The following is a 24,830-nucleotide window of genomic DNA, read 5'->3' as shown; positions in this document are numbered from 1 at the left end:
AAAACATGCGGACAGGTTCACCCTGCCTCGCAAGCCCCGGAATTCAATACGTGATTTCGTAGTCGGAATATACATATTCAGCTCTGAGGAAAAGCCGTTTGCCTCGCTCATCTATCCGCCAACTGTCCCGTTGCCCATGAAATTTCAGGCCGTCGTGCTCCACCAAGCTAAGGTCGTAGATCAAACTCCGGTGATCCTTCGCATGTACTTCGTTGCCGACCATCACCACACTATTAGGATCAAAATAGTAGAACCAAAGGTCCGTGTCCGACCCGTAGTCAACCCTGACCGATTCGACCGTTTTGCCGTTTTCGAGGGTTTTCTGACCCTCGTAGGTGAGAGTCGCTCCATCGCCCAATAAGCCCCATGGCTGAGAAATGGTGTAATATGCAGCGTCAAAGTCTTTCTTTTTTGAGGCGAGAAAAGCAGGATTTTTCACTTCGTTTTCCCCCATGAAGTATCGCATCTGCACGCCATCCCAAGAGAGCACGTGTTTGATGCTGTCCTTTTCCCAAGTGATTTTCCCCTCAAGACGCGGCTTGAGCCGAAACTCCATCTCCTGATCCAATTCACTTTCGACTGTCCCATCCTCATTGTAAAGGCGGGTCTTCTTTCGAAACTTCAGAATGGAAATTTTCTCCCAAGCTTCACTCCCACCATGAGCCTCAATGGATCTCTCTATGAGTTCTTTTGCCTTTTTCTCAGGACTGGGTTCACAAGACCAAAGAGAAAATAGGCATAAAAGCAACAAAAGACTAAGCCGCGATTTCATGCTTCGACAACGAGTGTGATTTTGGAACGAAATAATCCAGACAAATACCTGCGAAAACCAGGAGGTACTCCAGCGACAAAACTAATGCACTTTCTTTCACGATGTCAGTACCGTAGGCCTGATAGGAAAATATCGCCGCAAAGGACCAGATGACAAAGGCATTTCTGCCCGTCAGCAGACTCAAGCCAAAAGCCGGAATAAGATACCATGGGTGGACCACCGGCTGCAGCAGCAAATAGATAAGGTAGATCAAAACCCACAAGTCTAACATTTCCTGAAGATTTGTCGGCTTCTTTTTCCAGGAGAAAAAAACCACGAGAACCAAGGTCAAAAGGCTCAACAACTTGCTCAGAGTCCCAATGGTATTGTAGCCATAAATCCAAAAACCGACTTCGCGGAGCAGATAGTAGATGGAGGCATTGAACTCAAATTTTCCTTGATAAAGGGCTACGCTTGTCATGAAATTGGTCCAGGAAGCGTCGATTAGCAGCCAGCAAAAACTCACGATCATGGCAACTCCTGCACCCAACCAAAACAGAATGTTCTTCCTGGTTTCCTGATAATAAGCGAAGGAAGGAATTAAAATCAAGGGCAAAAGCTTAAGTCCAATAGCCAGTCCCCAAAAGCTCCCAGCCGGAGAAAACTGCTTTCTTTGAAGAGCTAATACCGCCGCCAAAAGTAGAAGCAAGACCAATCCTTCGAAGTGAAGATTTGCCGTAATCTCCAAAATCACGAGAGGATTGAGCCAGTAGAGCCAAAGGATTTTTTCAGGCAAATTGAAGGCTTTGAGAAGCTTCAAAAAAAGCATAAAAACCGCAATCTCCGCCAAAATCAAAAGCAGCCGCAGGCTGATGATCCCGTTAGCGACCAGTCCCCCTGAAGCTTTGGCAGCCAGCCAAAACAGTCCCTGATTCAAAGGTGGATAGACCGAATAATATTCTGGAGAATTGAGCAGGGGAAAGAGTTGCTGGAGGACGGGAGAAGATTCCAGAGAATGGTTTTGGAGAATTTCCGTCGGAGTTTCAGAATAGGGGTTTTCGCCAAGTCGTAGAACTTCGCCATCCCAAAGAAATCGCGCGTAATCCTCGGACCATTGGGGAATCGCAAGAAAAAGCGAAAACCTCATCAAAAGGCCCGCGATGAAAATAAAAAACCAGGGAGTTCGGTTTTGCGAAAGCGCAAAAATCAGGAACATGATTCCAAAGAGGATCACAAAAAGTCCCAAAGTGGATTGAAAATCGGAACGTGGAATGAGGTTCCCAAGAAAATAAACAACTGCTAGCATCAAGATGACAAGCAGCGCCTGCACCGCAGTTTTCATCGTCGGATTCAAAGCCCCAATTCCTTTCTCAATGGCTCAAACTCCGATCCGTTTTGCTTCCAATATTCACTCATTTTCATGTGAGTTCGCGTCGCAGTTGTGGTTTCTTTTTTTCCATCTTCCCGAGTCCATGTTTCCTCGAAGGATAGGATTTCGTAGGGGAAAAACTTTTCAAATTGTATGCTCAATCTGCGTCCTATCCCTGCATATTCAACCACAACTTCCGTTTGATTATTTGGCAAATCCCGCTTCGCAATACTCGCATTTTCCGGCTTCAGCTGAATGTGAGCAAAGCGCTGAAAAATCAGGCTTGGAATGAGCAATTGATTGCCGGTTTGGACTAGTTCCGGATTCAGGCGTATGCGGTTGAATAACTCGTCCTCAGGCATGGCGCTCATTTTAGACTCCCCATCACCCTCCGATTCGAAGTAGGAAAATTGCTTCACTTGGTAGTTTCCTCGTTTGAAGTTGAGCTGGGTGAAAGATTGTCCACACCATTCAGTCACGGAGGCGGTTACTTTTGGAGAGTAAACCTCTTCATACACTGGCGTAAATACCGAAAGCATGGTATGGTAAGGATAGATACCGGTCACAAAATCCCGAGTCATATTGAGCTTCATAACCTTCTGAGCATCGGAGGCATTTTCTTCAGGATTGTCCAGCTTGACTTGCTTCTTTTTCGAAAAATCTTCTGTCACAAAGATCATTACTGCTTTACCGGGACGCACTTCCCCATAGCGACTTTGCTGGAGATCAAATACATTGATCTCAGCTTTTCCCTGATACCAATACCCCGCAAACTGTGTCTCATCGACACCTTCCCTGCTGGAAGAATTGCAGGAGAAAAGAAGCAATGAAAGCAAAACTAAAGGATAGAAATTTCGAGTTGGGAAGATTGAATTTCGAAACATAGCGTCTGATTTCTTGATGACAAAAAGGGAAATTTCTTAAGAAATCTTGTACATCAGCCAAGTCGACATTGGTAACCTGCCAACTGCGACTGAATACCGACCACCTATTCACCAATATTTAAAGATGGTCAAAATAATCTTATACCCCGCCCCAAAGACGCCCTTGACCGTCCCGCTAACTTTGGAAACGCCAATTCGCTTCCGGTAGTTGACGGGGACTTCAACATAACGGAGCCCGGCCTTGTGGGCCTTGATCTGCATCTCTATGGTCCAGCCATAGTTTTGGTCCACCATATTTAGAGCGAGCAGGTCTTTCCAGACAATTGCCCGAAAAGGCCCCAGATCCGTAAATTTCGCACCCTGCATGTACTTCATCATGGTCGTCGCTAGCCAATTCCCAAACACCTGTGGAAAGGTCATCGATCCGCTTTCCCGCCGTCCTAGCGCTCTGGATCCAATCACCAGCTCTGCTCTACCATCCAAGATCGGCTGAACCAAGCTTTTCATTTCCTCCGGAAAATCACTGTAGTCACCATCGAGGAACACGACCACATCGGGCTGAATCTCCTGGTTTTTGATCCAATCCATTGCCGAAAGGCAGGCTTTGCCATAGCCCTTCTGGGGCTCAAAGACCACCTGCGCGCCAGCTGCTCTGGCCACATCTCCTGTTCGGTCCGAGGAGTTGTTGTCAGCCACCACGATTTGCCTTACTATGCCAGGGATCTCAGCAATCACTTTGGAAATGGATTTTTCTTCATTGTAGGCTGGAATGATGACATCGATGATGGGAGATTGGGACATGGAAAATCAGCGGCCGAGGCCGTATGAATTGAAAGACTTGATAAATACAATACTATAGCCAATGGCTAGCATGGCGTGAAAAGGGAGAAAGAGAAAGTTTTCCCTGGAAAAGGCAAGAGCAACCATCCCCCAGAAAACCAGCGCCAAAACTCCCTCAACCCAAGTGGTCATGGGCATACGATGAATAAGGTATCGATTGAGTGAGAGTCGCTCTTTTCCCGATTCCAGATTAAACTTAGGAGTGCGGACAAAGGGAGACTTTTTCCCCGTCAGCCCTTCCCAAACTGCTTGGGCGTTATGCAGTGCCAATCCCATGGAAACCGAGAGAAATAGCGGCAATTGCCAGACGACGCGAAGAGCAGAATTGAGAAAAGCTTTGCTTTCGAAAAAGAAAGAAACGAGGTAGGTCAAGGCGATCAGGACAAAGCCAACCAGAAATATTCCTGAGACCTTCAGCCAAACTGGAGAAATGAGCCCCATCTCTCCGGCCCAAAAAACTCCGATACTACTCAAACTTGCGAGCAAAACAGCGATGAAAATCGCAGAATTAAAGAGGTGGGCAAACGCATGAAATTTGACATGGAAGGGATGTCGTTCCCGATTCACCTGTCCAAAATGCTTCACCGCACACTCTGCCCCACCTTTCGTCCAGCGAAATTGTTGGGACTTGACAGCAGACATGATTGGCGGTAATTCGGCTGGCGATTCGATTTCCGGGCGATAGACAAATTCCCAACCCTTTCGCTGCGCTCTATAGCTGAGGTCAAGATCTTCCGTTAGCGTGTCATCATGCCAGTTTCCGGCGTCATAGATGCAGGTTTTTCGCCAAATTCCTCCCGTCCCGTTAAAATTGATGAATGCCCCCTGATGATTACGTCCGGTCTGCTCGATCAGAAAGTGGGCATCCAAGGCTACAGCCTGCAAGCGGGTCAAAACTGAATAATCGCGATTGAGATGAGTCCATCGGGTCTGTACCATGCCGACCTTTCCCGAGGTAAAATAGGGAATCGTCCGAAGCAGAAAGTCCCCATCAGGCACGAAGTCCGCATCGAAAATGGCGATGAATTCCCCCTTGGCCTTCTCCAGCCCTTCCCGCAATGCGCCAGCTTTGAAGCCAGTTCGAATCGCTCGGTGTATGTATTGAAAATCAATGCTTGGATATTCGGCAAGTTTCCTCCTGATCAGCTCCGATGTCTGGTCTGTGCTATCGTCCAAAAGCTGGATTTGTAGTAGTGGCCTTGGATAGTTCAGCTTTGCGACGGCATCGATCAAGCGTTCTACCACATATAGCTCATTGTAAATCGGAAGCTGTACGGTTACGCTCGGCCAAATTTCGGGGCTTTCCGGCGCCTTTTGGATCTTGTTTTTCTCGGCTTTCAGGAAATGATACAGCAAGTGTCCCTGAGCCAGACTATATGCTAAGATGAAGAGCATCGCCAAGCCATATAGCACACATAGAAAATAAAGAAAAACCATTTATTGTTTGATTCTGATGGAGTCGTTGCCGATGAGGATCGGCAGCTCGTTTATTCGGTTTTGCTCGGGGCCGTTTTCCAGCTTCAGCACTCCTCGGGGACAAACTGAAGCGCATACCCCACAGCCGACGCATGAGGCGCGAACGATGTTTTGACCACGCTGAGCATACCAGCGAACGTCGATTCCCATCTCACAGTAGGTCGAGCAATTGCCGCAAGAGATGCACTGTCCGCCGTTGGTGGTGATTCTAAACCTGGACTTGAACCGCTGGACTATGCCGAGGTAAGCCGCCAAAGGGCAACCAAATCGGCACCAGACGCGATTTCCCATAAAAGGATAAAAGCCCGTACCCACCACGCCTGCAAAGGCTGACCCTATGGCAAATCCATAAAACGAATGTAGTTGGTTGGTCACATTTCCCAAGAGGGAAAAGCCCGAAAAGTAGTTGGCAATCGTCAAAACAGTCATCACCACTGCCAAAGCCAGCACAGAGTGGACTATCCACCGCTCGTATTTCCACGCCTTGAGCGACTTGTCCGAAAGCTGCCGATAGGGATCCCCTACGGTCTCAGCCAACCCTCCACACCCGCAGACCCAAGAGCAATACCACCTTTTGCCAAAAAAATAGGTAAAAACAGGAACGCCTACCAGAATCAACAAAATCCCCCACACCAGCATAAACATACCGACCCCTCCTGCGGAAAGGAAAGTGGAAATCTGGTATTCATAAAAGAAATCGTAATCCAAAGGCCAAATATTTTTGAAATCAAAATAGGGCTGGTTGAGCAAAACCAGGATTTCCGGAATCAAAAAGGCGAAGGCGGTCTGGAAAAACATGACCGAAGCGGTCCGTAGCTGTTGGTAGCGATTGCCTCGGTACTTGCGAAACATACGGATGCCCATTACCAAAATCGCCAGCGTATAGATAAGTCCGTAGAGAAACCATTGGCTGGCTGGATTGCCCGAGAGAAAACGGGAAATCGGATCGACCATCGCCACCAGATTCACCAGATAGGCTGGAAACCAGTAAAGCACCACGTAAAAAAGGATCAACAGCGTACCGCTAACTATCCCCATCCATCCCCGGTTTTTCATGGAAGAATGGAAGATACCGTTGTTTTTGACGCCCTCGGGTTGGTCAGCGTGTTTTCTAAAATTGTTCAAGAAGCCGCCCAAAACCGCCATCCCTATCGACAGGCCAAAATAAATCCAGGGATTTTCCTTCACAGGACTTTGGAGTGAAGCCTTTGCAATTGGAAATGTGTAGTCGTCCCAAATCACGTCATCCCAAAGCTGTTGCGACTTCAGGTCGTCGTTGTAGGGATTGAATTGATCCCGGTAAGCTGCAAGAAAAGAAAAACTGGAGCCATACTCTTTGCCATAAAGAGGGGATAGGAGTTCGGCCATTTTTTCACGGTGAATTTCTTTGGTATTTTCCAAAACCAATTCTTCAGAAAGTCTATAGGAACCCAAAAACGGGATGACCAGAAAAGCGATCAAGCCCACCAAAAACAAACCGAGTCCTATTTTCTCAATTCCTCTCATGCCTTTGCTCCAAATAGTTTTTGTACAAATGATTTTTTGGCTGGTCGGAAATCACCGCCAAACTGTACCAGAAAGGCCTTTTGGATTTCAATAAAGTGTGGTTCGAAAAATTCCGGATCAAAGTTGGCCTTTTCGAGCTGGGTGATCACTTTTTCGCCTTTCCATTTTTCTCTGATAGCCTTGTCAAAAAACTCGTGACTCAACCGAATTCCGAAAGCGTTGACGCCAAGGATTTTCCTTTCCGAATCCATCCGCATCCGAAAACTTATCTTTCCTCCCCTATGCTCCCAGTAAAAATCTTTTATCTCTTCCGGATTGACCGTCGGCGGCACAACACCGTAGGTTTGATATTCAATATCGAGGAATTTGGCCGAATTGAACCAGACGCCCGGACGATATGGAATTGGCTTGTTACAAAGACTTTGAGCCAAAGTCTCTCCGTGCATGCGTCCAGTGTACCACACTTGCTCGATATTCTTACGATCCTGTGCTGGAGCAGTTTCAAACTCCGCGCAGTCACCTATGCTGTAAACATCGGGAAGATTGGTTCTGAAATACTCATCAACTTTCACTCCACGATTGACTTCCAATTTAGATCCGCGCAAAAAATCCACATTAGGGCTCACACCTGCCGTTAACCCTACAAATTCACAAGTAATCTCTTCACCGGTTGATGTAACTACTGCTCGTACGCGGCCATTGGAATCAGAAAGTATTTCCTTCAATTCAGTCTCCAGCCTAAGATCGATATGATGTTCATGGATGTGTCTGCCCACCAAATCAGCCTCCTCTCTTGGCAACACATTGTCCCAAAAGCCTTTTTCGCGAACCAAAAAAGTCACTGGAATCTTCCTGTAGGACAGCATTTCCGCCATCTCTATCCCAATCAAGCCACCTCCCACGATCACCGCTCGGGCGACTCCCTTGTGCGTCGTCTCCTCCATCAATTCCAAATCCTGCTTAGAATAAAGTCCCTGTACACCTTTCAGATCTTGTCCCGGCCAGCCAAACTTGTTGGGTTTGGAACCTGTCGCTATTACAAGAGTATCATAGGACAAAGACTCCCCGGAGACAAAAAAAAGCGTCTTGGCATCGAAATCAACTTTTTCCACCCAAGCCTCCTTCAACCCAATACGATTCTTGTCCCAAAAAAAGCTCTCGTAGGGCTGGGTATTCTCAAATTTCATGTGCCCCATATACACGTACATCAGCGCCGTGCGGGAAAAGAAATATTTGGATTCCCCTGAGACCAGCGTAATGCGAATATCGGAGTCGAGCTTTCTGAGCGTTCTAGCGCAAGTGACCCCGGAGATTCCATTGCCGATGATGACCACGTGTCTGTCTCTATTCATTCAATGCCCAGTTGTAGTCCAAAAAGGAGATTTTTGCTGATGGTTTGATTTTCACTTTGGAATACAAATTCAGGAAATCGACCAGGTTTCCCTTTTTGGTAAAGTCCTCTTTGAACCAGGAAAAGATGGAGGAAACTTGAGCCTGATCCGCCGAAATCTTGTTTCGCAAAGGATCATTGACGAAGGCCACCGCCACTTTGTTCAGCTGGCTGTCCAATTTTTCGGGAACAAAAGCTTCGTTCAACAAAGGCGGACAGGAAACCGAAGCGCAGTTGATCGCAAAATGTATCCGAGGTTCATCAAACTCCTTTCTCAAAATCCCATGTTCGATCTCATCCAAACTCGCGTCCGCTCCCCCAATCTGGAAGAATTCGTAATGCCATACATCCTTGAATCCAGGAATCTTCAGGCTTGGTCCCAAATCTCGAATACTTTTCACCGGATAGTTGTCGACGATAAGTTTGACCGTAAAGGCATTGTATGCGTTGATCCAATAGGCCAACTGCTCATTTTTTGACCAGGCTCTCCGGTCAGGAGCGTTCGTTGAGATGAGTTTCAGGTATTGGTCAAGTTTGGCTTTATCCCGGACGAAGCCTTTGTAGTCGACCGTTCCATTGGATTTCACATGGGCCTTGACCAGTTGATCCCAAAGCAGATGACTGGGCGGTGTGGTTCCGGCGAGACCCAAGCTTGGATTTTGGCAGGAAAAAAGCACCAGCGAAATGAGCCCGAAAAGATGCGATTGAAGTAATTTCATAAGATCTTATTTGGTATGCATAAACGAAGTGGGTCCAAGAAAGGGTAAATGAAATTGGCGTTTTGTCTGCAAAAAGACATTTGGAGGCCTAATAGACCTTTTCTCCCTGCTCGAGCCAAATCCCCCAAGCCATGGAATAGGTATGGACTCGCTCTGTCGCCTGGCCTTTGGCCTCGAGTTCCTTTCCCGCATTTGCCCAGTTGATGATGCCTCCGTACAAATTGTACACGCGCGTAAAACCCGCCTCACGGAGCTTCTTGCCGATATCCTCCGATCTCACACCGACCGTGCAATAGACGAGGATGGGCATTTCCTTTTCTAACTTTGAGAGGCTGGAAAGTTTGAAGGTGTCATAGCCAACCCATTGCGCGCCGGGAAGATGGCTTACTTCAAACTCGCTTTTTTCCCTGGTATCCAGGACCTGATAGTTTGACAATTCGGCTATTTGACTAGGCATCACGATGGGAAAGCTCTCGTCATAAAGACTTTCCAGCAGCTTTTCGAAGGCCAGATTTTGCGAAAAAGAAGGAGTTGCAATGAAATAGTAAGGGATGAAAAAAAGCACTAGGCGAAAGACTGAATGTACAAACCGAGGACAACTCACGTTCCAAAGGTCGGGTATTGTATGAACATTATCCAACTAACCTCCGTAAAAATCCGACAGCCGAGCTAGGCCCCTTCGGTCTTTGATGATGATTTTTTTTCCTTCAAGTTCGATCAGTTTGTCTTTTTTGAACTCCGAGAGCAGACGGATCACGGATTCGGTCGCTGTGCCGACTATACCGGCTAGCTCTTCTCTACTCAGTGTCACGTCGATTTTTTGGCTGCCTCCACCTTCTACTCCATAGGTGTTTCCAAGCTGAAGCAAAACATAAGCGAGTCGCTCACGGATACTCTTTTGGGTGGCATTGGTCAACTTCTCCTCCATCACGCCGATTTCATGGCTGAGGGACTTGGCCACCTTGCGGAAAAACTCGGAGTTGCGGAGCAAAGAGCTCAAAAAAACATCCTTGGGCACAAAGCAGATTTTGGCGTCCTCGATGATCATGGACGAGTTGGAATAGTTTTCCTCGCCCAAGAGTGCAGCATAGCCCAAAAAGTCTCCTTTTTGGGCCAGGTGAATAATTTGCTCTTTGCCATTAGAGGCAGTTTTATAAATCTTGACCACTCCAGAATTGATGCAGAATATTCCCAAAGGCTTAGTTCCTTCATAATAAAGGATCTGTCCCTTACGGTGGGAAATCAGATTTTTATGATCTGAAATGACGCATATCTGGGATTCAGGCAAATCAGAGAAAAGTGAAAACTTTCTGCTCGTACAAGCGGCACAGGGGGTGTTGGATGGATGATTAGTCATCATATATCGGTAAAAATCGCTTGTTGAATTTATAGAAAATCTGATTTATATCATATAAATAAACTTGTTATTTCGGAGGTCCTGGAAGATTTTTTGTTTGGATGAACTTGCCATCGTTTTCGGAATAGGCAAGGTAAACATGGCTTAATCCATTGGATAGCACAAGGTTCTGACAATCTAGCTGTTGGTTATAAACCATCGCCTGACGCAAGGTTTTTTCATCTATTCTGACACTGGGAGCCTTGCATTCGATGAGCAAATAATGGGAACCCTCACGGTCAAAAACAATTAAATCAGTTCTCTTGCTCAGCTGGTTGTAGGTTAGTCCTCTTTCCAATGAAAATAGGCCCTGCGGATAGTCGTGGTGGTAGATCAAAAAATTAACCCAATGCTGTCGAACCCATTCCTCGGGAGTCAACACCAGATACTTTTTCCGCAACGAGTCAAAAATCCAAAGTTTATCCTCCGCTTTTTTCAAGACGGGTTCAAAATGCGGAAGATTCAATCCGGGAAGTTTAATCTTTTGCTCCTGGGGACGAGTCATGCTTCAAAGATGTGCAAAAAAAACATCTTCGGACAACAGACAAAACGCAGGGCGACATGGAAATAAATAGGCCAATCCTAGGCACTCCATCAGTCAGCACTAACATCTCTTGGAAAACCAAGTAGCTAATTCCCGCTCAGATCCAGATAGGGTTTGATCTTTTGTACCCATTCCAGTTTGAAGATCTTGATATTCAATAATTCGTCAGTGTTGAGAAATTCGCCGTGTTGCTTCCTATAGGCCACCAACACTTTGGCCTCCCCGTAGCTGATATAAGGGTGAGCGGAAAACTCTTCGATTGTAGCACTGTTGGCTGGGATTTTTTTGAAAATCAAACTATCAAATTCAAAAAACTCCCAAAGAGTCGAAGCTAAATCTTCGGTGAGGCCATACACTTCCAACAATTGCTCCTGACTGTGGAATCCCCCTAACTGCTGCCGGTATTTGATTATCCTGGATGCTGTGCCAGGGCCAATCCCGGGCACGATTTGCAGGGTGACCGAGTCCGCTTGCGAAAAGGGTATCCGGTTGATATTCTCCAGCTGTCTCTGATTACGGGAGGACTTGACGGTATCCATTGGATTGAAAGTGGGAAGTGGAGAAGCAGTCAGCTTAAAGTCGAGATTTTCCATGCTATCCAGCGAGAATCGGTAGTCTGTGAGGATGCCGGAAGCCTGTTTGTCTTTGTAATACCTTATGGCATTTGGCAAAAGCCCGAAAACAAGCAACACCGGAATCAGAACTAGAAAGCCTCGGGATTCCTTGCCCGAAAAGCCCAAGTAGAACTTCATCCAATAAAAAACACGTTCCTTCATGGCTAAAAAATTAAACAACGTATAAGTTAATACTATTGCCTGCGAATTCCTATGACATGTTTTTAGAGTGTGACCCGATTATTTTATTTAGATGAATTCTAAATTAACCGGCATTTACAAGAAAGAAACCTTTGAGGGGCAAGAGTCTGTTAAATTTGCAATGCAAAACTTGTAAAAATGCACACCAAGTTTCGGGCTATAAGTTTATCACACAAAACCGCACCTGTACAGATCCGGGAAATGATTTCTCTGGATGAAGAGTCGATTCACAGCATTCTCCTGAAAATCAAAGAGTTTTTCAATCCCGGAGATGTCCTGATTCTTTCTACCTGCAATAGGACCGAGGTCTACTATAGCCACGCGCTGGACTTGGGCACCGAGATCATTAAGCTCGTCGGGATGGAAAAAGGGCTGGCAGATGTGGTCAACTACCTGGAATATTTTGAAATATTCAATGAGGACAGGGAGGCAATTTCCCATTTGTTCCGGGTTTCAATGGGCTTGGAAGCGCAAGTAGTCGGAGACATCCAGATCTCAAATCAGGTAAAAAGAGCCTATCAGACGGCGGCCGACTTGGATATGGCCGGGCCCTTCCTGCACCGCCTGATGCATACGATCTTTTTCACCAACAAAAGAATCGTACAAGAGACAAGCTTCCGCGATGGTGCGGCATCCCTTTCCTATGCGGCTATTGAACTCATAGACAGCCTCACCTCTAATATTTTCCAACCTAGGATTCTCTTGATCGGCGTTGGTGAAATCGGTGAGGATGTGGCCAAAAACATGGTTCACCTGCCTGACGCAAAAGTAAAGATCACCAACCGCACCCAATCCAAGGCTGAACAGATCGCGGCGGAGTTGGGCTTTGAAGTGGTTCCTTTTGAGAATTGCAGAGAAGCAATGAATGAAGCCGATGTGATCGTCTGCTCCATCATGAAAAACGAACCCTTCATCACCAAGGAGCTCGTTAAGCAGTTTGACATTCAAAGCTACAAGCTACTGGTCGATCTGTCGGTGCCTCGAAGCATAGAGACATCAGTAGAAGACGTGTCAGGCGTCGTACTCTACAACGTGGACAATATCCGTAGCAAGGCCTCTGAAGCCCTGGAGAAAAGACTTTCAGCAGTACCAAAGGTGGAAGCCATCATAGAAGAAAGCATCGTCGAGTTTTACAGCTGGAAAAAAGAGATGATGGTGTTCCCTACCATCAACAAACTCAAGCAGTCCCTGGAACAAATTCGTCAGGAAGAACTGAGCAGACACCTGAAAAATGTCGGCGAAAAGGAATACGAGCTGATCGACAAAATCACCAAAAGCATGATGCAGAAGATACTGAAAGTGCCGGTGGTACAGCTCAGGGCCGCTTGCAAGCGAGACGAGGCAGAGGAGCTGATCGAGATTATTACCGACCTCTTCGACCTGGAAAAGATCACAACCGAAAAATAAGAAAATATTTTCCAGAGAAATGACCAAAGGCCCACATCGAGTCCTTTGGTCATTTTATATTTAGGCCAAATTGAATTTCCTCCATGATTTCCCCTCGCGTCCGATTCCTGCTTGTCGTTTTTGTTTTATTCCTGACTCTCCCCCCTGTCTATTCCCAAACTTGGGAAGTATACGACCTGCAGGGAAAACTTAAGTCCCGGGCTATCTATGACAAAATCGAAGTGCTTAGCGAATCGGTGATCATCGGCAAGAATGAAAATGGATTGGCCATGCTCTCAAGAGATCTGAGGCCGGTCGTCGACCTCCAAGGCGACGAAATCTATCAATACCTTTCTCCTTGGATTTTGGTAAAAGGCCCCAAAGGAATCGGCGCATTCCATGAATACGGTCAGCAAGCCATGTCGCTCGAATACGATGAAATCCAGACCTATTTCAACTTTCTTTTGGGAAAAAAGGGGCAAGAATACTGGCTTTTCGAAAAAGGAAACGGAAAAACCACTGCGCTCGGCAGGCTGGACAATGCCAGACTAACCCATCACGGGATGCTGATCACCCAGAAAAACGGAAATTATTATCTCCCGCTCTCCAAAGATCCAGAACACCCTTTCCAACTTCTCTTGGAAAACAAAGGCAACTACCTTCTCGCAAAGGAATCCACAGGTTTCGGAATCATCAATATCGAAGGCGACTATGTGATGGATCCGGTTGTCGACGAACTGGAACATAACCGGGGCGACTATTTTTACGGATTCGACGAAAGCCAATACCTGCTGATCAAGGGTGACGAGGTGAAATCCGATGTAGCCTACAACTCTTATCACAAGATCACCAAGGAAGGCGGCCTTCTACTAGAATACATCCACGGCAAGCTCCGCCGCGTGATGGAAGAAGACGGAATCCTGCTCGACGCCGTGGGGATGGAGTCCGTGAGTCTAGTGCAGGACAATCTATACAACGTTAAGTTTAGGGAAAACAAGTTGGGTTTATTGGGCAAAAAAGGCTGGGAGGTCCAACCGACGGTCGACCTGGACTGGATCAAGTCAGGTAGCGAAGGGCTCTTTCCGGCGGCAAAGAAGGGAATGACGGGATTTGTCAATTCATCAGGCACCTGGGTAATAGAACCTCAATTTGCCGAAACAGGGACTTTTTCGGAGCAGATCGCCAAATACCGAAACACGCTTGCTTGGGGCTTGATCGGAATCGATGGGAAGATTATCAGCGAAGCCAAATGGGATGATATCAAAGACTTTTCGGCTGGGATTGCCATAGCAAAAGCCAACGGGCAATTCCATCTCTTAAACAAACAGGGGCAAGTGCTAAATGAGAATGGTTTTGACAAGGTTTGCAGATTGAAAGAGGGGTATTTTTTGGTGGAAAAGGCCGGAAAACAGGGGCTGTTGGACAATTCGGGTGTCGAGATGCTCCCCATCGAATTTGAGTACATCCAGGTCGAAAGTACCGACTTTCTGATTGTAAGAAAAGACGGCCTCACAGGCGCTATCACCCCAAGCGGCGAAGTGATCGTACCTGTAAACTACCAGGAAATCGTCACCGATTGGTCAGGCAACCAGCTTTTGGCTAAAGAACTCTATAAACCAGTCGTGATTCAAGAAATAGAGTCTGAAGCCGGAAAAAGAAAAAAGGGAGCTTAAAAGTTCCCTTTTTCTATTTCTTCTCGGATTTCCCCGAGCCAGAATCTTTTGAATCCTTATCTGAGTTGGCGATCGAGTCCCTCATCGAGGTGTCCGATTTGATGTTTTCCATTCGATAGTAATCCATCACACCAAGTTGGCCAGAACGGAAAGCCTCTGCAAGAGCTTTAGGAACCTCCGCCTCGGCTTCTATTACCTTCGCCCGCATCTCCACATTTCTAGCTTTCATCTCCTGCTCCAAAGCCACCGCCATAGCACGTCTCTCTTCGGCTTTTGCTTCAGCAACTTTCAAGTCCGCAGATGCCTGATCGATCTGAAGTTTCGCACCAATGTTTGCTCCGACGTCGATGTCCGCAATATCAATGGAAAGAATTTCGAAAGCTGTTCCCGCATCCAAACCACGCTGAAGAACCAGCTTGGATATTTTGTCAGGATTCTCCAACACGGACTTGTGGGTCGCCGCAGAACCAATCGAAGTGACAATCCCCTCTCCCACTCGGGCAAGAATGGTGTCCTCTCCGGCACCTCCGACCAATTGGGCAATATTCGCTCGTACCGTCACTCTGGCTTTTGCGATCAGCTGTATCCCATCCGCCGCCACCGCGGCGACGTTGGGGGTATTGATCACCTTGGGATTGACGGAAATCTGCACCGCCTCAAACACGTCACGTCCGGCAAGATCGATCGCAGTAGCTTGCTTAAAGCTCAAACTGATGTTGGCTTTGTCTGCAGAAATCAAGGCTCTGATAACATTGGGCACGTTGCCCCCGGCCAAATAGTGGGTTTCCAAATCTCCGGTAGTGAGATGCAGCCCAGCCTTGGTAGCCGTGATGAGGGAGTTAACAATCACACTGGGAGGTACTTTTCGAAACCGCATTCCTACCAGCTCCAGCAATCCTACCCGTACATTGGAAAATATAGCCGTTATCCAGAGACCGACCGGCACAAAGTACAGGAAGATAAATAGGACGACTATGCCTAAAAACGCCGCAATCAACAAAAACAAAGAACTATTGGGATCCATAAAGTTTTATTTGACTAGAATTTTATTGTTTTCAATTTTAATAATATTGACCGTCTTCCCTACTTCGATAAAACCCTCCTCGGATTTCACTTCGTAAACTTGGTCTCCAAAGAGAACTTTGCCAAAGGGCTTAATGTCTGAAATTGCTTTCCCAACCATACCGGCTGCCAAACCAAGCGTGCGCCCGTCGAAGGCTCCTCCCTTCATGGTTCCTTTCAAGGAAAAGTGCTTCCAAACTCCCGATGTAAACCCGTACCAGATCGCGGCAAGATTTGCAATCGCAGCAATACCAGCTACCCAAAGGGCAGTCCCACTGTCAAAAACCAGAAAGGCATAATACACTCCCAACAGGCTGGCTAAGAAACCACAAATCCCCACGATGGTCGTCCCGGGAATCAGAAAAACCTCAATGAGAATTAAAATCAACCCGATGGAAAGCAAGCTGGTCAGTATTAAAATAGTCATGGCTTGAGCGATGGGAGATAGAATCAGGCCTAAAATACGGCTTTCGGGGATCAAACCTATTAGAATAAAAGAAAAAAGCCGGAAGTGAATTTCCGGCTTTAGATTTTAGTAGGCTTTCGCGAAGTAGACGCGGCCAGCTGAGGGCTTACCTGAATATATGCAGGCGCCCTCTTCTTCCTTTCTGTCCAGAGGAATACATCGGATTGTCGCTTTGGTCAGTTCCTTGATCTTTTCCTCAGTCTCCAAGGTTCCGTCCCAGTGGGCAGAGACGAATCCGCCTTTTTCTTCTAGCACTTGCTGAAATTCGTCCCAAGTGTTGACTTCAGAAGTCACAGAGGCCCTGAAGTCGAAGGCTTTTTTATAGATGTTCTCTTGAATAGTTTCCAGCAAGCCAGTCACTTTATCGACGATAGGCTGCGAGGAAAGATCAAAGGTCTCTTTGGTCAATGTGTCCCTTCTAGCGATTTCGATCGTGCCATTTTCCAAGTCTCTTGGACCAAGGGCAATTCTCACCGGAACACCTTTCAGCTCGTACTCAGCAAACTTCCAACCCGGCTTCTGCGTGTCACGATCGTCGAATTTCACAGAAACTCCAGCTTTGCGAAGCTCTCCCATAATTTCTTTTGCCTTCACGGAGATCGCCTCGAGTTCAGCCTCACCTCTATAGATTGGTACGATCACGACCTGGATTGGCGCCAGTTTCGGAGGAAGTACCAGACCGTTATCGTCGGAGTGAGCCATGATTAGGGCGCCCATCAATCGGGTACTTACACCCCACGAAGTTCCCCAAACGTATTCCAAACCTCCTTCTTTGGTAGCAAATTTTACATCGAAAGCTTTTGCAAAATTCTGTCCCAGAAAATGGGAAGTTCCAGCCTGCAAGGCCTTTCCATCCTGCATCATTGCCTCGATGCAAAAGGTCTCGTCGGCGCCCGCAAATCTTTCGTTTTCGGTTTTTCTGCCCTTTACTACCGGCACCGCCATGTATTCCTCAGCAAACTGGGCGTAGACATTCATCATCTGAACGGTCTCGTCCATCGCTTCCTTTGCAGTCGCATGAGCGGTGTGCCCTTCTTGCCAAAGAAACTCGGAAGTCCTCAAAAACAGTCTGGTTCTCATTTCCCAGCGCACAACGTTCGCCCACTGATTTACCAGCAAAGGAAGGTCGCGGTAAGACTGAATCCAGTTTTTATAGGTACTCCAAATCACCGTCTCGGAGGTAGGTCGCACGATGAGCTCCTCTTCCAGCTTCGCCTCAGGATCAACGATAACGCCGGAGCCATCCTCGGCATTTTTCAAGCGGTAGTGGGTCACGACTGCACATTCTTTTGCGAAGCCCTCCACGTGACTTGCTTCCTTACTGAGATAGGACTTGGGGATGAAAAGCGGAAAATAGGCATTGGTGTGGCCGGTTTCTTTGAACATTTTGTCAAGCTGCGCCTGCATCTTTTCCCAGATCGAGTACCCATACGGCTTGATGACCATACATCCCCTCACAGCGGAGTTTTCCGCCAGGTCGGCCTTTTTCACCAATTCATTGTACCACAGGGAATAATCCTCACTGCGTTTTGGAAGTCCTTTACTCATTAGGTTGGATAGAATGTTAAAATGTCTTTAAATTTGCTTAATTAGGGCTCGCAAATATAATCCAAAAAGAATAACCTAAGGATTCTCAGCTCGTATAACAAGACAACAATCAACTTCTCCTATGAAGAAATTCACCCTCATTACCGCTTCAGTTCTAGTTGGATCCCTTGTCATCTCTTCCTGCACTACTAATAAAATGGCCGCAAGTGGTGCGGATGACAATCTGTATTTCATGGCTTCGGATGTGAAAATTGCTACAGAATATGCAGTAGCCAATAACAATCCCCAGTCATTCAAAAACATATCTGAGGAGCCTGCATTGGCAGAGGAGAATTTCAGCTCCAGAAATGTGAACCCAGAATACATATCCCGATACCAGGCTACAGAAAGTACAACTACCAGTGAAGATGGGGTTGTTTATTTTGACGATTCGGCTGAATCTCAAGCTGGTACTGGAAATATCAATGCATATGACAACTATACCGCGTCCAGCAATGGTACTTCCACCGGCAATGGTTTCTCAAATGTTAATTTCAACTTTGGTCTGGGTTTTGGATACAGTCCGTTCGGCTGGGGCATGTCCCCATACATGGGTTTCAACTATGGTTGGGGCTTTATGCCCGGGTTCTCTATAGGACTTGGCTTCGGTTTTGGGTACCCAATGTTTCCTAGCTATGGCTGGGGATATCCAATGTATCCAGGCTATGGTTGGGGATATCCTATGTATGGCTACGGCTATCCTGTATATCCCGGTTATCCTTCCTACATACTCCCAGGAGGGGAATATGGTGACAGAAGAGTGGTTTATGGCGCAAGACCAACCAGAGGTTCATCCATCACCAACACCGGAATCAGACCTTCTACGGCTGGCGTGATGCCGAGTACGGCTAGGGCACAAGCTAGAAATAGTGCCAACGCTGGCAATCCTTCCGCAAGAAGACTGGTTTCAACTGGTAATTCGAGAGTAGCTACCAGAGATTTTGGCAGCTCCCAAAACGACTATTACAGCTCCAGCAGAAGCCGAGTTGCAACTTCGAGAAATATCAGTTCTCCAGCTGCGGATCGAACTGTTAGCACCCGATCTAGAAGCACGATTCCCTCTGCTAGACCAAGTATTAATAGCAACTCGATCAATAGCTCAAGAAACTACGGAAGTCCGTCAAGAAGCTCTAATCCAAGCTATAACACAAGAACTACAAGCCCTTCTTATAACAGGGGAAGTATCCCTTCATACAACAGAAGCAGTTCCCCATCGTACAACACCAGATCTACATCTCCGTCGTATAACAGGGGCACGAGTCCATCATATAATAGATCGGTAACTCCAAGTAGATCCAACAATTCATCCACTTTCAGCTCGCCTAGTAGGTCAAGCTCCGGTGGCAGCATGAGTTCTCCCAGCAGAAGCTCGGGCGGATCTTCCGGCGGTAGCGTCGGCGGATCCAGAGGAGGAAGGGGAAATTAATTTCCCCTTTTTTTTTCGACAATTCAGCACAAAAAAGCTTTCCAACCGTTTATTTCTTACAATCAAACATTCAGTTTAATGAGGTTTTTGACAGTATTTCTCACCCTCAGTTCACTCTCCATCGCTGGAGCTTTCGCCCAAAGTGGTTACTATGAAGATGCCTATCGCTTCAGCAGATCCAATCCTTCAGGTTCAGCAAGAATAATAGGAATCGGCGGAACGCAATATTCATTGGGCGGGGATGTTTCCAATATTGCCGGCAACCCCGCTGGCTTGGGTTTCTTCAGAACATCAGAGGCAAGCGTTAGCTTGGGATATGCGGATTGGAAAGTAGACACCCGCTATCTGGATCAAAGCAGGACTTACAATACCACAAATTTCTCCCTACCCAATGCAAGCTATGTAATGGCAAGCCCAAAAAGTGATTTGGAATCCAAGGCCTTCAAAGGCGGCGCTTTCGGGATAAGCTTTCAAAGGATCGCCAATTTCAACACTGAGTTCGGCTATTACTCCGACGATCTAGGTCAGAGCTCTATCATTGATTTTTATCTGCAGGATGCATTTGGCATCCCGGAAAGTCAGATCGAGAATTACGGCTTGACAGGCTTGGCATATCAAACCTACCAGATCAATCCGATCGCGTTCGACGAACAAGGGAATCCAATCTCAAATCCTGATACCTACGAATCTTTTGTTCTGGGTTTCCCGTTCCAAGATGAAAACATCACGCAAGAGGGTAGCGCCAACCAGATGTCTTTCTCCTACGGCGCGAATTTCAACCACAAGTTTTTTGTTGGGGGGGGGCTGGGAATACGATCGCTCTCGTTTTCTTCCTTCAAAACCTACAATGAGGAGTTCGTGGATCAACCGCTCGCCAATTCCAGTTTGAGAGAAAACCTGTACATCAACGGAATCGGGGTAAACTTGAACCTTGGTTTGATCTATAAGCCTATCGACTACCTGAACCTTGGCTTTACCTTCCAGACACCGACTTGGTATTCCTTGAATGAAGAGTATGAAGCAGGCATGACAGCCAACTACAACAACTACTATTACGAGCAAGAGGATATCACTTTGGGCCGCCAAGAAGCAATCAGCGACCTTGTCATCAGCAATTACGGATTGAATACTCCGCTGAAAGTTGGCGGCGGAGCGACCTTCTTCCTGGGCAAGAACGGATTCATTTCAGCTGACGTGGATTGGGTGGATTATAGCGCTGGGAGGATTAATTCCAACGATTTTGACGAGGGGCCGGACAACCAAGTCATCCAAAGCATCTATGCCAGCACGATTAACTATCGCGTCGGTGGGGAAGCCAGATTCAATGCCTTGAGACTGCGGGCGGGATATGCCTACTTTGGGGATCCTTATGCGGATTCTCCTGGGGTTGACCAAAGCACGCAGCAAATCAGCGGGGGAATTGGTGTAAAACTCCAGTCCTTCTCCATTGATTTTGCATTGTTCAACCAAAAATACAACGGACTCTACAGAAGCTATCAGGTCCTAGATGAGAACGGCAACAACTATGGCCCAGTGACCGAAATGGAAAACAACATCACCTCCGGGGTGTTGACGGTCGGGTTTAGTTTTTGAGCTGATTGATCAGCTCGTACATCAGCAGCTCAGCGGAAAAATCCTCCCCGCTGAGCTTTATTTTTGCCTGGCTGTAAAACGCATCGCGTTCGGCGAGGAGGCTTTTCAACTTTAGTGTGATTTCTCCCTGGCCTAGTCCTTGGAACATCGGGCGGTTTTGGACTTTGGACACTCTCAGCCTTTCAGAAATGGAATCCAAAGGAACGTCCAAATATACCGAGATAGAAGAGGCATTGATTAGGTCCATATTATCATTGAAGCAAGGCGCACCGCCGCCTGTTGCCAGCACAAAAGAAGAGTCTTTTTGAAGTAGCCCCGCCAATGTTTCCGTCTCCCACTCCCGAAATTTGCCCTCTCCATGAATTGAAAAAATCTCGGGAATTTTCATGGCGAACTTTTCTTCAATTTGGTGGTCGAGGTCCAGAAATGGGAATCGCAACTCATGGGAAAGTTGTCGCCCAAAGGTGCTTTTCCCCGAACCAGGCAAGCCTACCAAAACAACTTTCAGATTTTTCATAGAAATAGATCCAAGACATCGGTGGCTTCCGGGGTATTGTTGTGATGGTACTTTTCCATCACCACACCATCTTTCAAGATCATGACCCCGGGGTTTGCACGCATGATGGTCTTCACGACCGTGGCGTCCGCCTGAAGTCCAATCACGCTCCAGTTTTGCTTGGACAAAAAGGCATCAATCTCCTCTTGGGTAGCCGCAGCCATGAATACCACGTCCACGGGAGCTCCTTCGAGGGATTTGACCAAGACCGCCAGCTTATCCAGGTTCGCCTCGCTCATCTTGGCCATATTGCTACTGAGGATGATGACTTTATTCCCTGCGAAAAGAAACTCGGACTGGTCGCCCTCCGCATTCCAAGCGGCAAAGTCGGAGATCTTGGGCAGCGCTTCAGGATTTTTGAGAACCATCTCGACAAATTCGTAGCTTTCGTCCGTAGGATACTGGTCAAAAGTGAAGGTTTCTCCTCCCTTTTTCATCACATAGGTATATTCCAATTGGGAGGACGGCTGCATGTTCGTCGGGATACTGACCCCATTTTTATAGGCCCTGAAATCAATAAACGGCAGGTTGCGGATCGCCCATACTGCAATTCCAAAGGAAAGGACCAAGACGACAAGTGCCGATACAGCTGCCCACTTTGGAGTCTCTTCGGGAAGGTCTTTGCGGAAAAACAAAAGGACCGAAATCATGATCAGCAAAATGATGTCCTTGTAGAAGGATTCCCAAGGAGTCAGTTTAATCGCGTCGCCGAAGCACCCACAATCGGTCACTTTGTTGAAGTACGCCGAATAAAAGGTGAGGAATGTGAAAAACAAGATCATCAAGGCCAAAGCCCAAACGGTTTGCTTCAGCTTCACGCCCAAGATCAGCATTACCCCAAGCACCACTTCCGCGACCACCAAGACGACTCCTATATGCAGGGCAAATGGTTTGAAATACGTGAAAAAGCCCGCAATATCATTGGAGAACACATCAAAGTATTCTTCCAGCTTGATAGCAGTTCCCACAGGATCATTTATCTTGATCAAACCGGAGAAGATAAAAAGGCCCCCGACCAAAATCCGGAGCACCCATAGCACGGTGTTTTTACTCATGATATCCTAGTTTGATGAGGCAAAAGACCGAATAGTTGATCATATCTTGATAGTTGGCCTCAATGCCTTCTGAGACGATTGTTTTGCCTTGGTTGTCTTCGATTTGCTTCACCCGGAACAGCTTCATCAGGATAATATCCGTCATTGAGCTCACACGCATATCCCTCCAGGCTTCCCCATAGTCGTGGTTTTTATTTTCAAGCAAGCCTCTTGTGGCATTTGCCCACCGGTCATACACCGGCTCCAGCTCAGCATAGGGAATTTCCATCCGCAGGTCATCCTTCAGGCTAATCTGGATCAGCGCGATGATGCAGTAGTTCACAATGCCTACAAACTCGTCGACAATTGGATCATTTACCTTCTGGTTGCCTTTTTCCTGGATGGATCGGATACGCTGGGCTTTGATGAAAATCTGATCGGTGATTGAAGGAAGCCTCAGAATCCTCCAGGCTGTCCCGTAGTCTAGGGTCTTCTTTCGGAACAAATCTTTACATCGGTCGATTACTTGATTATATTCGTTGCTGGTATTCGTCTCCAAAATAAGTTAGTTTAATGCTCTCCGGATCCAGTCCGTCTTCTTCGACCGAAGATAAATTATTTTCCCAAAAACATTCCATTCAAATCAAGGGAAGGCTAATTGGCCTGGACAAACCCCAAATAATGGGGATCTTAAATCTGACTCCCGATTCATTTTTTGCCAGAAGTCGCCTAGATGGCAATCCGGATCGCATTCTATCGAAAGCCAGAGCAATGATAGAAGACGGTGCTGATTTCTTGGATTTGGGAGGCTACAGCACACGGCCAGGAGCGGCGGAAGTTTCTGTGGAGGAAGAGCTAGATCGCGTAGTTCCGGCCGTAGAGACTATCCGTGCCGAATTTCCGGAGATCCTTATTTCCATTGACACCTTTAGATCCAAAGTCGCAAAGGAATCCATCTTGGCAGGCGCGGACCTCATCAACGATATATCCTCGGGAGACCTTGACGATGACATGCTGCCGATGGTCGCCACGCTAGGAGTTCCCTATATTTCCATGCACATGCGTGGAAATCCTAAAAACATGCAGAACCAAACCAATTATTCTGATATTTTAGCAGAAATACTGTATTATTTCTCGGAAAAAGTGGATCTTTTTAAAAAACTTGGCATCAAAGATGTAATTATCGATCCCGGGTTTGGGTTTGCGAAGTCGATCGAGCAGAATTACTTTCTTCTGAAAAATCTTAGGAGTTTTGAGGTTCTGGAATTACCGCTTTTGGTGGGGATTTCGAGGAAATCAATGATTTACAAAAACTTGGCAATCCAAGCCTCTGAAGCACTCAATGGTACTACGGCATTGAATATGTTTGCGCTCACTCAGGGCGCGAACCTCCTGAGAGTTCACGACGTTAAGGAAGCTAAAGAAACAATTAAACTATTTGAACAATTATACCCTTGAGCCTGCTTTTCAAAATAGGATTTTTGGATATCTCTATCGTCAACATGATAGATATCGCGCTCGTTGCGGCGCTCCTATACCAAGTCTATAAGCTGCTCAAAGGAAGCGTCGCGATCAAAATCTTCTTGGGATTCCTATCCCTCTACCTGATTTACCTTCTCGTAAGGGCGATTCGAATGGAATTGTTGTCCGCTATTTTAGGACAGTTTATGGGTGTGGGTGTGATCGCAGCGATTATCATATTTGCTCCTGAGATCAGAAAATTTCTTCTCATTGTCGGGCGCTCTTCCATCTTCTCCGACGACAACATCTTAAAGGACATCCTTTTCTTTTGGAGAAAAAAAGAAAACACCTCCTTCAATATCAGTCCGATCATCGATGCTGCCAAAAATCTTGCAGGAAGTAATACCGGTGCCCTTATGGTCATTTCCAGTAGCACTGAGCTAAAATTCTATGCGGAAAGTGGGGACATACTCGATGCCGAGCTTTCGAAGCGTCTGCTCATCTCGATCTTCAACAAATACAGTCCGCTGCACGATGGAGCAGTGATCGTTTATAAAGGCCGCATTAAGGCTGCCCGCTGTATCTTGCCAGTCACCGAGCGGGAGGTTCCGGCGCAATTCGGACTTAGGCACCGTGCGGGAATCGGGATGTCCGAGGCCACAGATGCTTTGATTTTGGTAGTTTCGGAAGAAACCGGTCAGATTTCCATGATGAAAAATGGGAAAGTGCTCCACAACCTTTCATTCCAGGAAATCAGGGAAATAATCAATGACTACCTCAACAACGAGGATTTGGATGATCGGTTTGAGAACCTCTCGGAATATGACCTCACCACCAGGCGCAACTTGGCCATTTCCGGAAAGACCTAAAATTCGGACGCTCTGAAGCAAAAAACC

The 24,830-nt window shown here is 46.8% G+C and carries 24 protein-coding genes; 6 read left to right on the top strand and 18 right to left on the bottom strand.

All coding sequences use genetic code 11. The features are described 5' to 3' along the window. Window positions 1–43: 43 nt before the first annotated feature. The 12 genes from J0A67_RS02710 to J0A67_RS02655 all read right to left on the bottom strand — a co-directional run bounded on the left by J0A67_RS02710 (window position 44) and on the right by J0A67_RS02655 (window position 11,651). Window positions 44–772: a DUF6503 family protein gene (locus tag J0A67_RS02710; RefSeq protein ID WP_206567731.1), complete on the bottom strand. Its 729-nt coding sequence runs from the start codon at window positions 770–772 to the stop codon at window positions 44–46. Beyond that, window positions 756–2,093, bottom strand: coding sequence for an MptA/MptB family glycosyltransferase (locus J0A67_RS02705; protein WP_206567730.1), 1,338 nt, complete (start codon window positions 2,091–2,093; stop codon window positions 756–758). The genes J0A67_RS02710 and J0A67_RS02705 overlap by 17 nt, the downstream gene beginning before the upstream one ends. A gap of 8 nt (window positions 2,094–2,101) precedes the next feature. Further along, entirely contained in the window at window positions 2,102–3,004 is a 903-nt protein-coding gene (locus J0A67_RS02700) for a hypothetical protein (protein ID WP_206567729.1), read from the bottom strand. Window positions 3,005–3,112: 108 nt separating this feature from the next. Then, the gene (locus J0A67_RS02695) at window positions 3,113–3,805 is read right to left on the bottom strand and encodes a glycosyltransferase family 2 protein (protein WP_206567728.1); all 693 of its coding nucleotides are present in this window, start codon (window positions 3,803–3,805) and stop codon (window positions 3,113–3,115) included. Window positions 3,806–3,811: 6 nt separating this feature from the next. Beyond that, window positions 3,812–5,281, bottom strand: a complete 1,470-nt coding sequence (locus J0A67_RS02690; protein ID WP_206567727.1) for a cellulose synthase family protein — start codon at window positions 5,279–5,281, stop codon at window positions 3,812–3,814. Continuing rightward, a complete protein-coding gene (locus J0A67_RS02685) occupies window positions 5,282–6,826 on the bottom strand; it encodes a 4Fe-4S binding protein (RefSeq protein ID WP_206567726.1) in 1,545 nt (514 codons plus the stop codon). It abuts the gene before it with no gap. Further along, window positions 6,823–8,178, bottom strand: coding sequence for an NAD(P)/FAD-dependent oxidoreductase (locus tag J0A67_RS02680; RefSeq protein ID WP_206567725.1), 1,356 nt, complete (start codon window positions 8,176–8,178; stop codon window positions 6,823–6,825). The genes J0A67_RS02685 and J0A67_RS02680 overlap by 4 nt, the downstream gene beginning before the upstream one ends. Next, window positions 8,171–8,935, bottom strand: coding sequence for a DUF547 domain-containing protein (locus J0A67_RS02675; RefSeq protein ID WP_206567724.1), 765 nt, complete (start codon window positions 8,933–8,935; stop codon window positions 8,171–8,173). The genes J0A67_RS02680 and J0A67_RS02675 overlap by 8 nt, the downstream gene beginning before the upstream one ends. A gap of 88 nt (window positions 8,936–9,023) precedes the next feature. After that, a complete protein-coding gene (locus tag J0A67_RS02670; RefSeq protein ID WP_317195035.1) occupies window positions 9,024–9,500 on the bottom strand; it encodes a rhodanese-like domain-containing protein in 477 nt (158 codons plus the stop codon). 75 nt (window positions 9,501–9,575) lie between these two features. Then, the gene (locus tag J0A67_RS02665; RefSeq protein WP_206567723.1) at window positions 9,576–10,292 is read right to left on the bottom strand and encodes a Crp/Fnr family transcriptional regulator; all 717 of its coding nucleotides are present in this window, start codon (window positions 10,290–10,292) and stop codon (window positions 9,576–9,578) included. Between the two features lie 67 nt (window positions 10,293–10,359). Continuing rightward, window positions 10,360–10,836, bottom strand: coding sequence for a type I restriction enzyme HsdR N-terminal domain-containing protein (locus tag J0A67_RS02660; RefSeq protein ID WP_206567722.1), 477 nt, complete (start codon window positions 10,834–10,836; stop codon window positions 10,360–10,362). A 125-nt stretch (window positions 10,837–10,961) separates the two neighbouring features. After that, complete coding sequence (locus tag J0A67_RS02655; RefSeq protein ID WP_206567721.1) at window positions 10,962–11,651, bottom strand: ComEA family DNA-binding protein; 690 nt, start codon at window positions 11,649–11,651, stop codon at window positions 10,962–10,964. A 177-nt stretch (window positions 11,652–11,828) separates the two neighbouring features. Here J0A67_RS02655 and hemA point away from each other — a divergent pair, with 177 nt between their 5' ends. Next, window positions 11,829–13,097 (top strand): glutamyl-tRNA reductase, encoded by a 1,269-nt coding sequence (gene hemA / locus J0A67_RS02650; RefSeq protein ID WP_206567720.1) that lies wholly within the window; start codon window positions 11,829–11,831, stop codon window positions 13,095–13,097. An 83-nt stretch (window positions 13,098–13,180) separates the two neighbouring features. Further along, window positions 13,181–14,749: a WG repeat-containing protein gene (locus J0A67_RS02645; protein ID WP_206567719.1), complete on the top strand. Its 1,569-nt coding sequence runs from the start codon at window positions 13,181–13,183 to the stop codon at window positions 14,747–14,749. Between the two features lie 13 nt (window positions 14,750–14,762). Here the strand turns inward: J0A67_RS02645 and floA are convergent, their stop codons facing one another. From floA to proS, 3 genes are all read right to left on the bottom strand, one after another. Further along, window positions 14,763–15,773 carry a flotillin-like protein FloA gene (floA, locus tag J0A67_RS02640; protein WP_206567718.1) on the bottom strand — a complete coding sequence of 337 codons (1,011 nt, stop codon included), beginning with the start codon at window positions 15,771–15,773 and terminating at the stop codon, window positions 14,763–14,765. Between the two features lie 6 nt (window positions 15,774–15,779). Further along, on the bottom strand, window positions 15,780–16,238 hold the full coding sequence (locus J0A67_RS02635) for an NfeD family protein (RefSeq protein ID WP_206567717.1): 459 nt from the start codon (window positions 16,236–16,238) through the stop codon (window positions 15,780–15,782). 105 nt (window positions 16,239–16,343) lie between these two features. Then, the gene (proS, locus tag J0A67_RS02630; RefSeq protein WP_206567716.1) at window positions 16,344–17,825 is read right to left on the bottom strand and encodes a proline--tRNA ligase; all 1,482 of its coding nucleotides are present in this window, start codon (window positions 17,823–17,825) and stop codon (window positions 16,344–16,346) included. Between the two features lie 121 nt (window positions 17,826–17,946). On the opposite strand from proS, the gene J0A67_RS02625 reads away from it, so the two are divergent. Next, window positions 17,947–19,290 carry a hypothetical protein gene (locus tag J0A67_RS02625; protein ID WP_206567715.1) on the top strand — a complete coding sequence of 448 codons (1,344 nt, stop codon included), beginning with the start codon at window positions 17,947–17,949 and terminating at the stop codon, window positions 19,288–19,290. A 78-nt stretch (window positions 19,291–19,368) separates the two neighbouring features. Continuing rightward, window positions 19,369–20,883: an OmpP1/FadL family transporter gene (locus J0A67_RS02620; RefSeq protein WP_206567714.1), complete on the top strand. Its 1,515-nt coding sequence runs from the start codon at window positions 19,369–19,371 to the stop codon at window positions 20,881–20,883. On the opposite strand, the gene J0A67_RS02615 is transcribed toward J0A67_RS02620, so the two are convergent. Genes J0A67_RS02615 through J0A67_RS02605 form a run of 3 tightly spaced genes read right to left on the bottom strand, consistent with a single transcriptional unit; the run spans window position 20,873 to window position 23,032 of the window. Then, the gene (locus tag J0A67_RS02615; RefSeq protein WP_206567713.1) at window positions 20,873–21,400 is read right to left on the bottom strand and encodes a shikimate kinase; all 528 of its coding nucleotides are present in this window, start codon (window positions 21,398–21,400) and stop codon (window positions 20,873–20,875) included. The genes J0A67_RS02620 and J0A67_RS02615 overlap by 11 nt on opposite strands. Further along, window positions 21,397–22,494: a BT_3928 family protein gene (locus J0A67_RS02610; protein ID WP_206567712.1), complete on the bottom strand. Its 1,098-nt coding sequence runs from the start codon at window positions 22,492–22,494 to the stop codon at window positions 21,397–21,399. The genes J0A67_RS02615 and J0A67_RS02610 overlap by 4 nt, the downstream gene beginning before the upstream one ends. After that, window positions 22,487–23,032: a DUF1599 domain-containing protein gene (locus J0A67_RS02605; protein WP_206567711.1), complete on the bottom strand. Its 546-nt coding sequence runs from the start codon at window positions 23,030–23,032 to the stop codon at window positions 22,487–22,489. The genes J0A67_RS02610 and J0A67_RS02605 overlap by 8 nt, the downstream gene beginning before the upstream one ends. 122 nt (window positions 23,033–23,154) lie before the next feature. On the opposite strand from J0A67_RS02605, the gene folP reads away from it, so the two are divergent. Both folP and cdaA read left to right on the top strand, forming a co-directional pair. Further along, window positions 23,155–23,931 (top strand): dihydropteroate synthase, encoded by a 777-nt coding sequence (gene folP / locus J0A67_RS02600; RefSeq protein ID WP_317195034.1) that lies wholly within the window; start codon window positions 23,155–23,157, stop codon window positions 23,929–23,931. Continuing rightward, window positions 23,928–24,803, top strand: coding sequence for a diadenylate cyclase CdaA (gene cdaA, locus J0A67_RS02595; RefSeq protein ID WP_206567709.1), 876 nt, complete (start codon window positions 23,928–23,930; stop codon window positions 24,801–24,803). Before folP ends, cdaA begins: the two co-directional genes overlap by 4 nt. The last annotated feature ends 27 nt before the right edge of the window (window positions 24,804–24,830 follow it).

This window comes from Algoriphagus aestuariicola (assembly GCF_017254835.1).
Classification (GTDB): domain Bacteria; phylum Bacteroidota; class Bacteroidia; order Cytophagales; family Cyclobacteriaceae; genus Algoriphagus; species Algoriphagus aestuariicola.
Note: the sequence above shows the minus strand (reverse complement) of the source record. Positions and strands in the feature narration are given on the sequence as shown.

Bases quoted from the DNA above. Each gene is read 5' to 3' on its own strand.
- J0A67_RS02620 (WP_206567714.1), top strand. From the start codon at position 19,369: ATGAGGTTTTTGACAGTATTTCTCACCCTCAGTTCACTCTCCATCGCT.
- floA (WP_206567718.1), bottom strand. From the start codon at position 15,773: ATGGATCCCAATAGTTCTTTGTTTTTGTTGATTGCGGCGTTTTTAGGC.
- J0A67_RS02680 (WP_206567725.1), bottom strand. From the start codon at position 8,178: ATGAATAGAGACAGACACGTGGTCATCATCGGCAATGGAATCTCCGGG.
- J0A67_RS02615 (WP_206567713.1), bottom strand. From the start codon at position 21,400: ATGAAAAATCTGAAAGTTGTTTTGGTAGGCTTGCCTGGTTCGGGGAAA.
- J0A67_RS02700 (WP_206567729.1), bottom strand. From the start codon at position 3,004: ATGTTTCGAAATTCAATCTTCCCAACTCGAAATTTCTATCCTTTAGTT.
- folP (WP_317195034.1), top strand. From the start codon at position 23,155: ATGGGGATCTTAAATCTGACTCCCGATTCATTTTTTGCCAGAAGTCGC.
- proS (WP_206567716.1), bottom strand. From the start codon at position 17,825: ATGAGTAAAGGACTTCCAAAACGCAGTGAGGATTATTCCCTGTGGTAC.
- J0A67_RS02655 (WP_206567721.1), bottom strand. From the start codon at position 11,651: ATGAAGGAACGTGTTTTTTATTGGATGAAGTTCTACTTGGGCTTTTCG.
- J0A67_RS02705 (WP_206567730.1), bottom strand. From the start codon at position 2,093: ATGAAAACTGCGGTGCAGGCGCTGCTTGTCATCTTGATGCTAGCAGTT.
- hemA (WP_206567720.1), top strand. From the start codon at position 11,829: ATGCACACCAAGTTTCGGGCTATAAGTTTATCACACAAAACCGCACCT.
- J0A67_RS02610 (WP_206567712.1), bottom strand. From the start codon at position 22,494: ATGAGTAAAAACACCGTGCTATGGGTGCTCCGGATTTTGGTCGGGGGC.
- J0A67_RS02675 (WP_206567724.1), bottom strand. From the start codon at position 8,935: ATGAAATTACTTCAATCGCATCTTTTCGGGCTCATTTCGCTGGTGCTT.
- J0A67_RS02660 (WP_206567722.1), bottom strand. From the start codon at position 10,836: ATGACTCGTCCCCAGGAGCAAAAGATTAAACTTCCCGGATTGAATCTT.
- J0A67_RS02645 (WP_206567719.1), top strand. From the start codon at position 13,181: ATGATTTCCCCTCGCGTCCGATTCCTGCTTGTCGTTTTTGTTTTATTC.
- J0A67_RS02625 (WP_206567715.1), top strand. From the start codon at position 17,947: ATGAAGAAATTCACCCTCATTACCGCTTCAGTTCTAGTTGGATCCCTT.
- J0A67_RS02635 (WP_206567717.1), bottom strand. From the start codon at position 16,238: ATGACTATTTTAATACTGACCAGCTTGCTTTCCATCGGGTTGATTTTA.
- J0A67_RS02690 (WP_206567727.1), bottom strand. From the start codon at position 5,281: ATGGTTTTTCTTTATTTTCTATGTGTGCTATATGGCTTGGCGATGCTC.
- J0A67_RS02695 (WP_206567728.1), bottom strand. From the start codon at position 3,805: ATGTCCCAATCTCCCATCATCGATGTCATCATTCCAGCCTACAATGAA.
- J0A67_RS02710 (WP_206567731.1), bottom strand. From the start codon at position 772: ATGAAATCGCGGCTTAGTCTTTTGTTGCTTTTATGCCTATTTTCTCTT.
- J0A67_RS02665 (WP_206567723.1), bottom strand. From the start codon at position 10,292: ATGACTAATCATCCATCCAACACCCCCTGTGCCGCTTGTACGAGCAGA.
- J0A67_RS02685 (WP_206567726.1), bottom strand. From the start codon at position 6,826: ATGAGAGGAATTGAGAAAATAGGACTCGGTTTGTTTTTGGTGGGCTTG.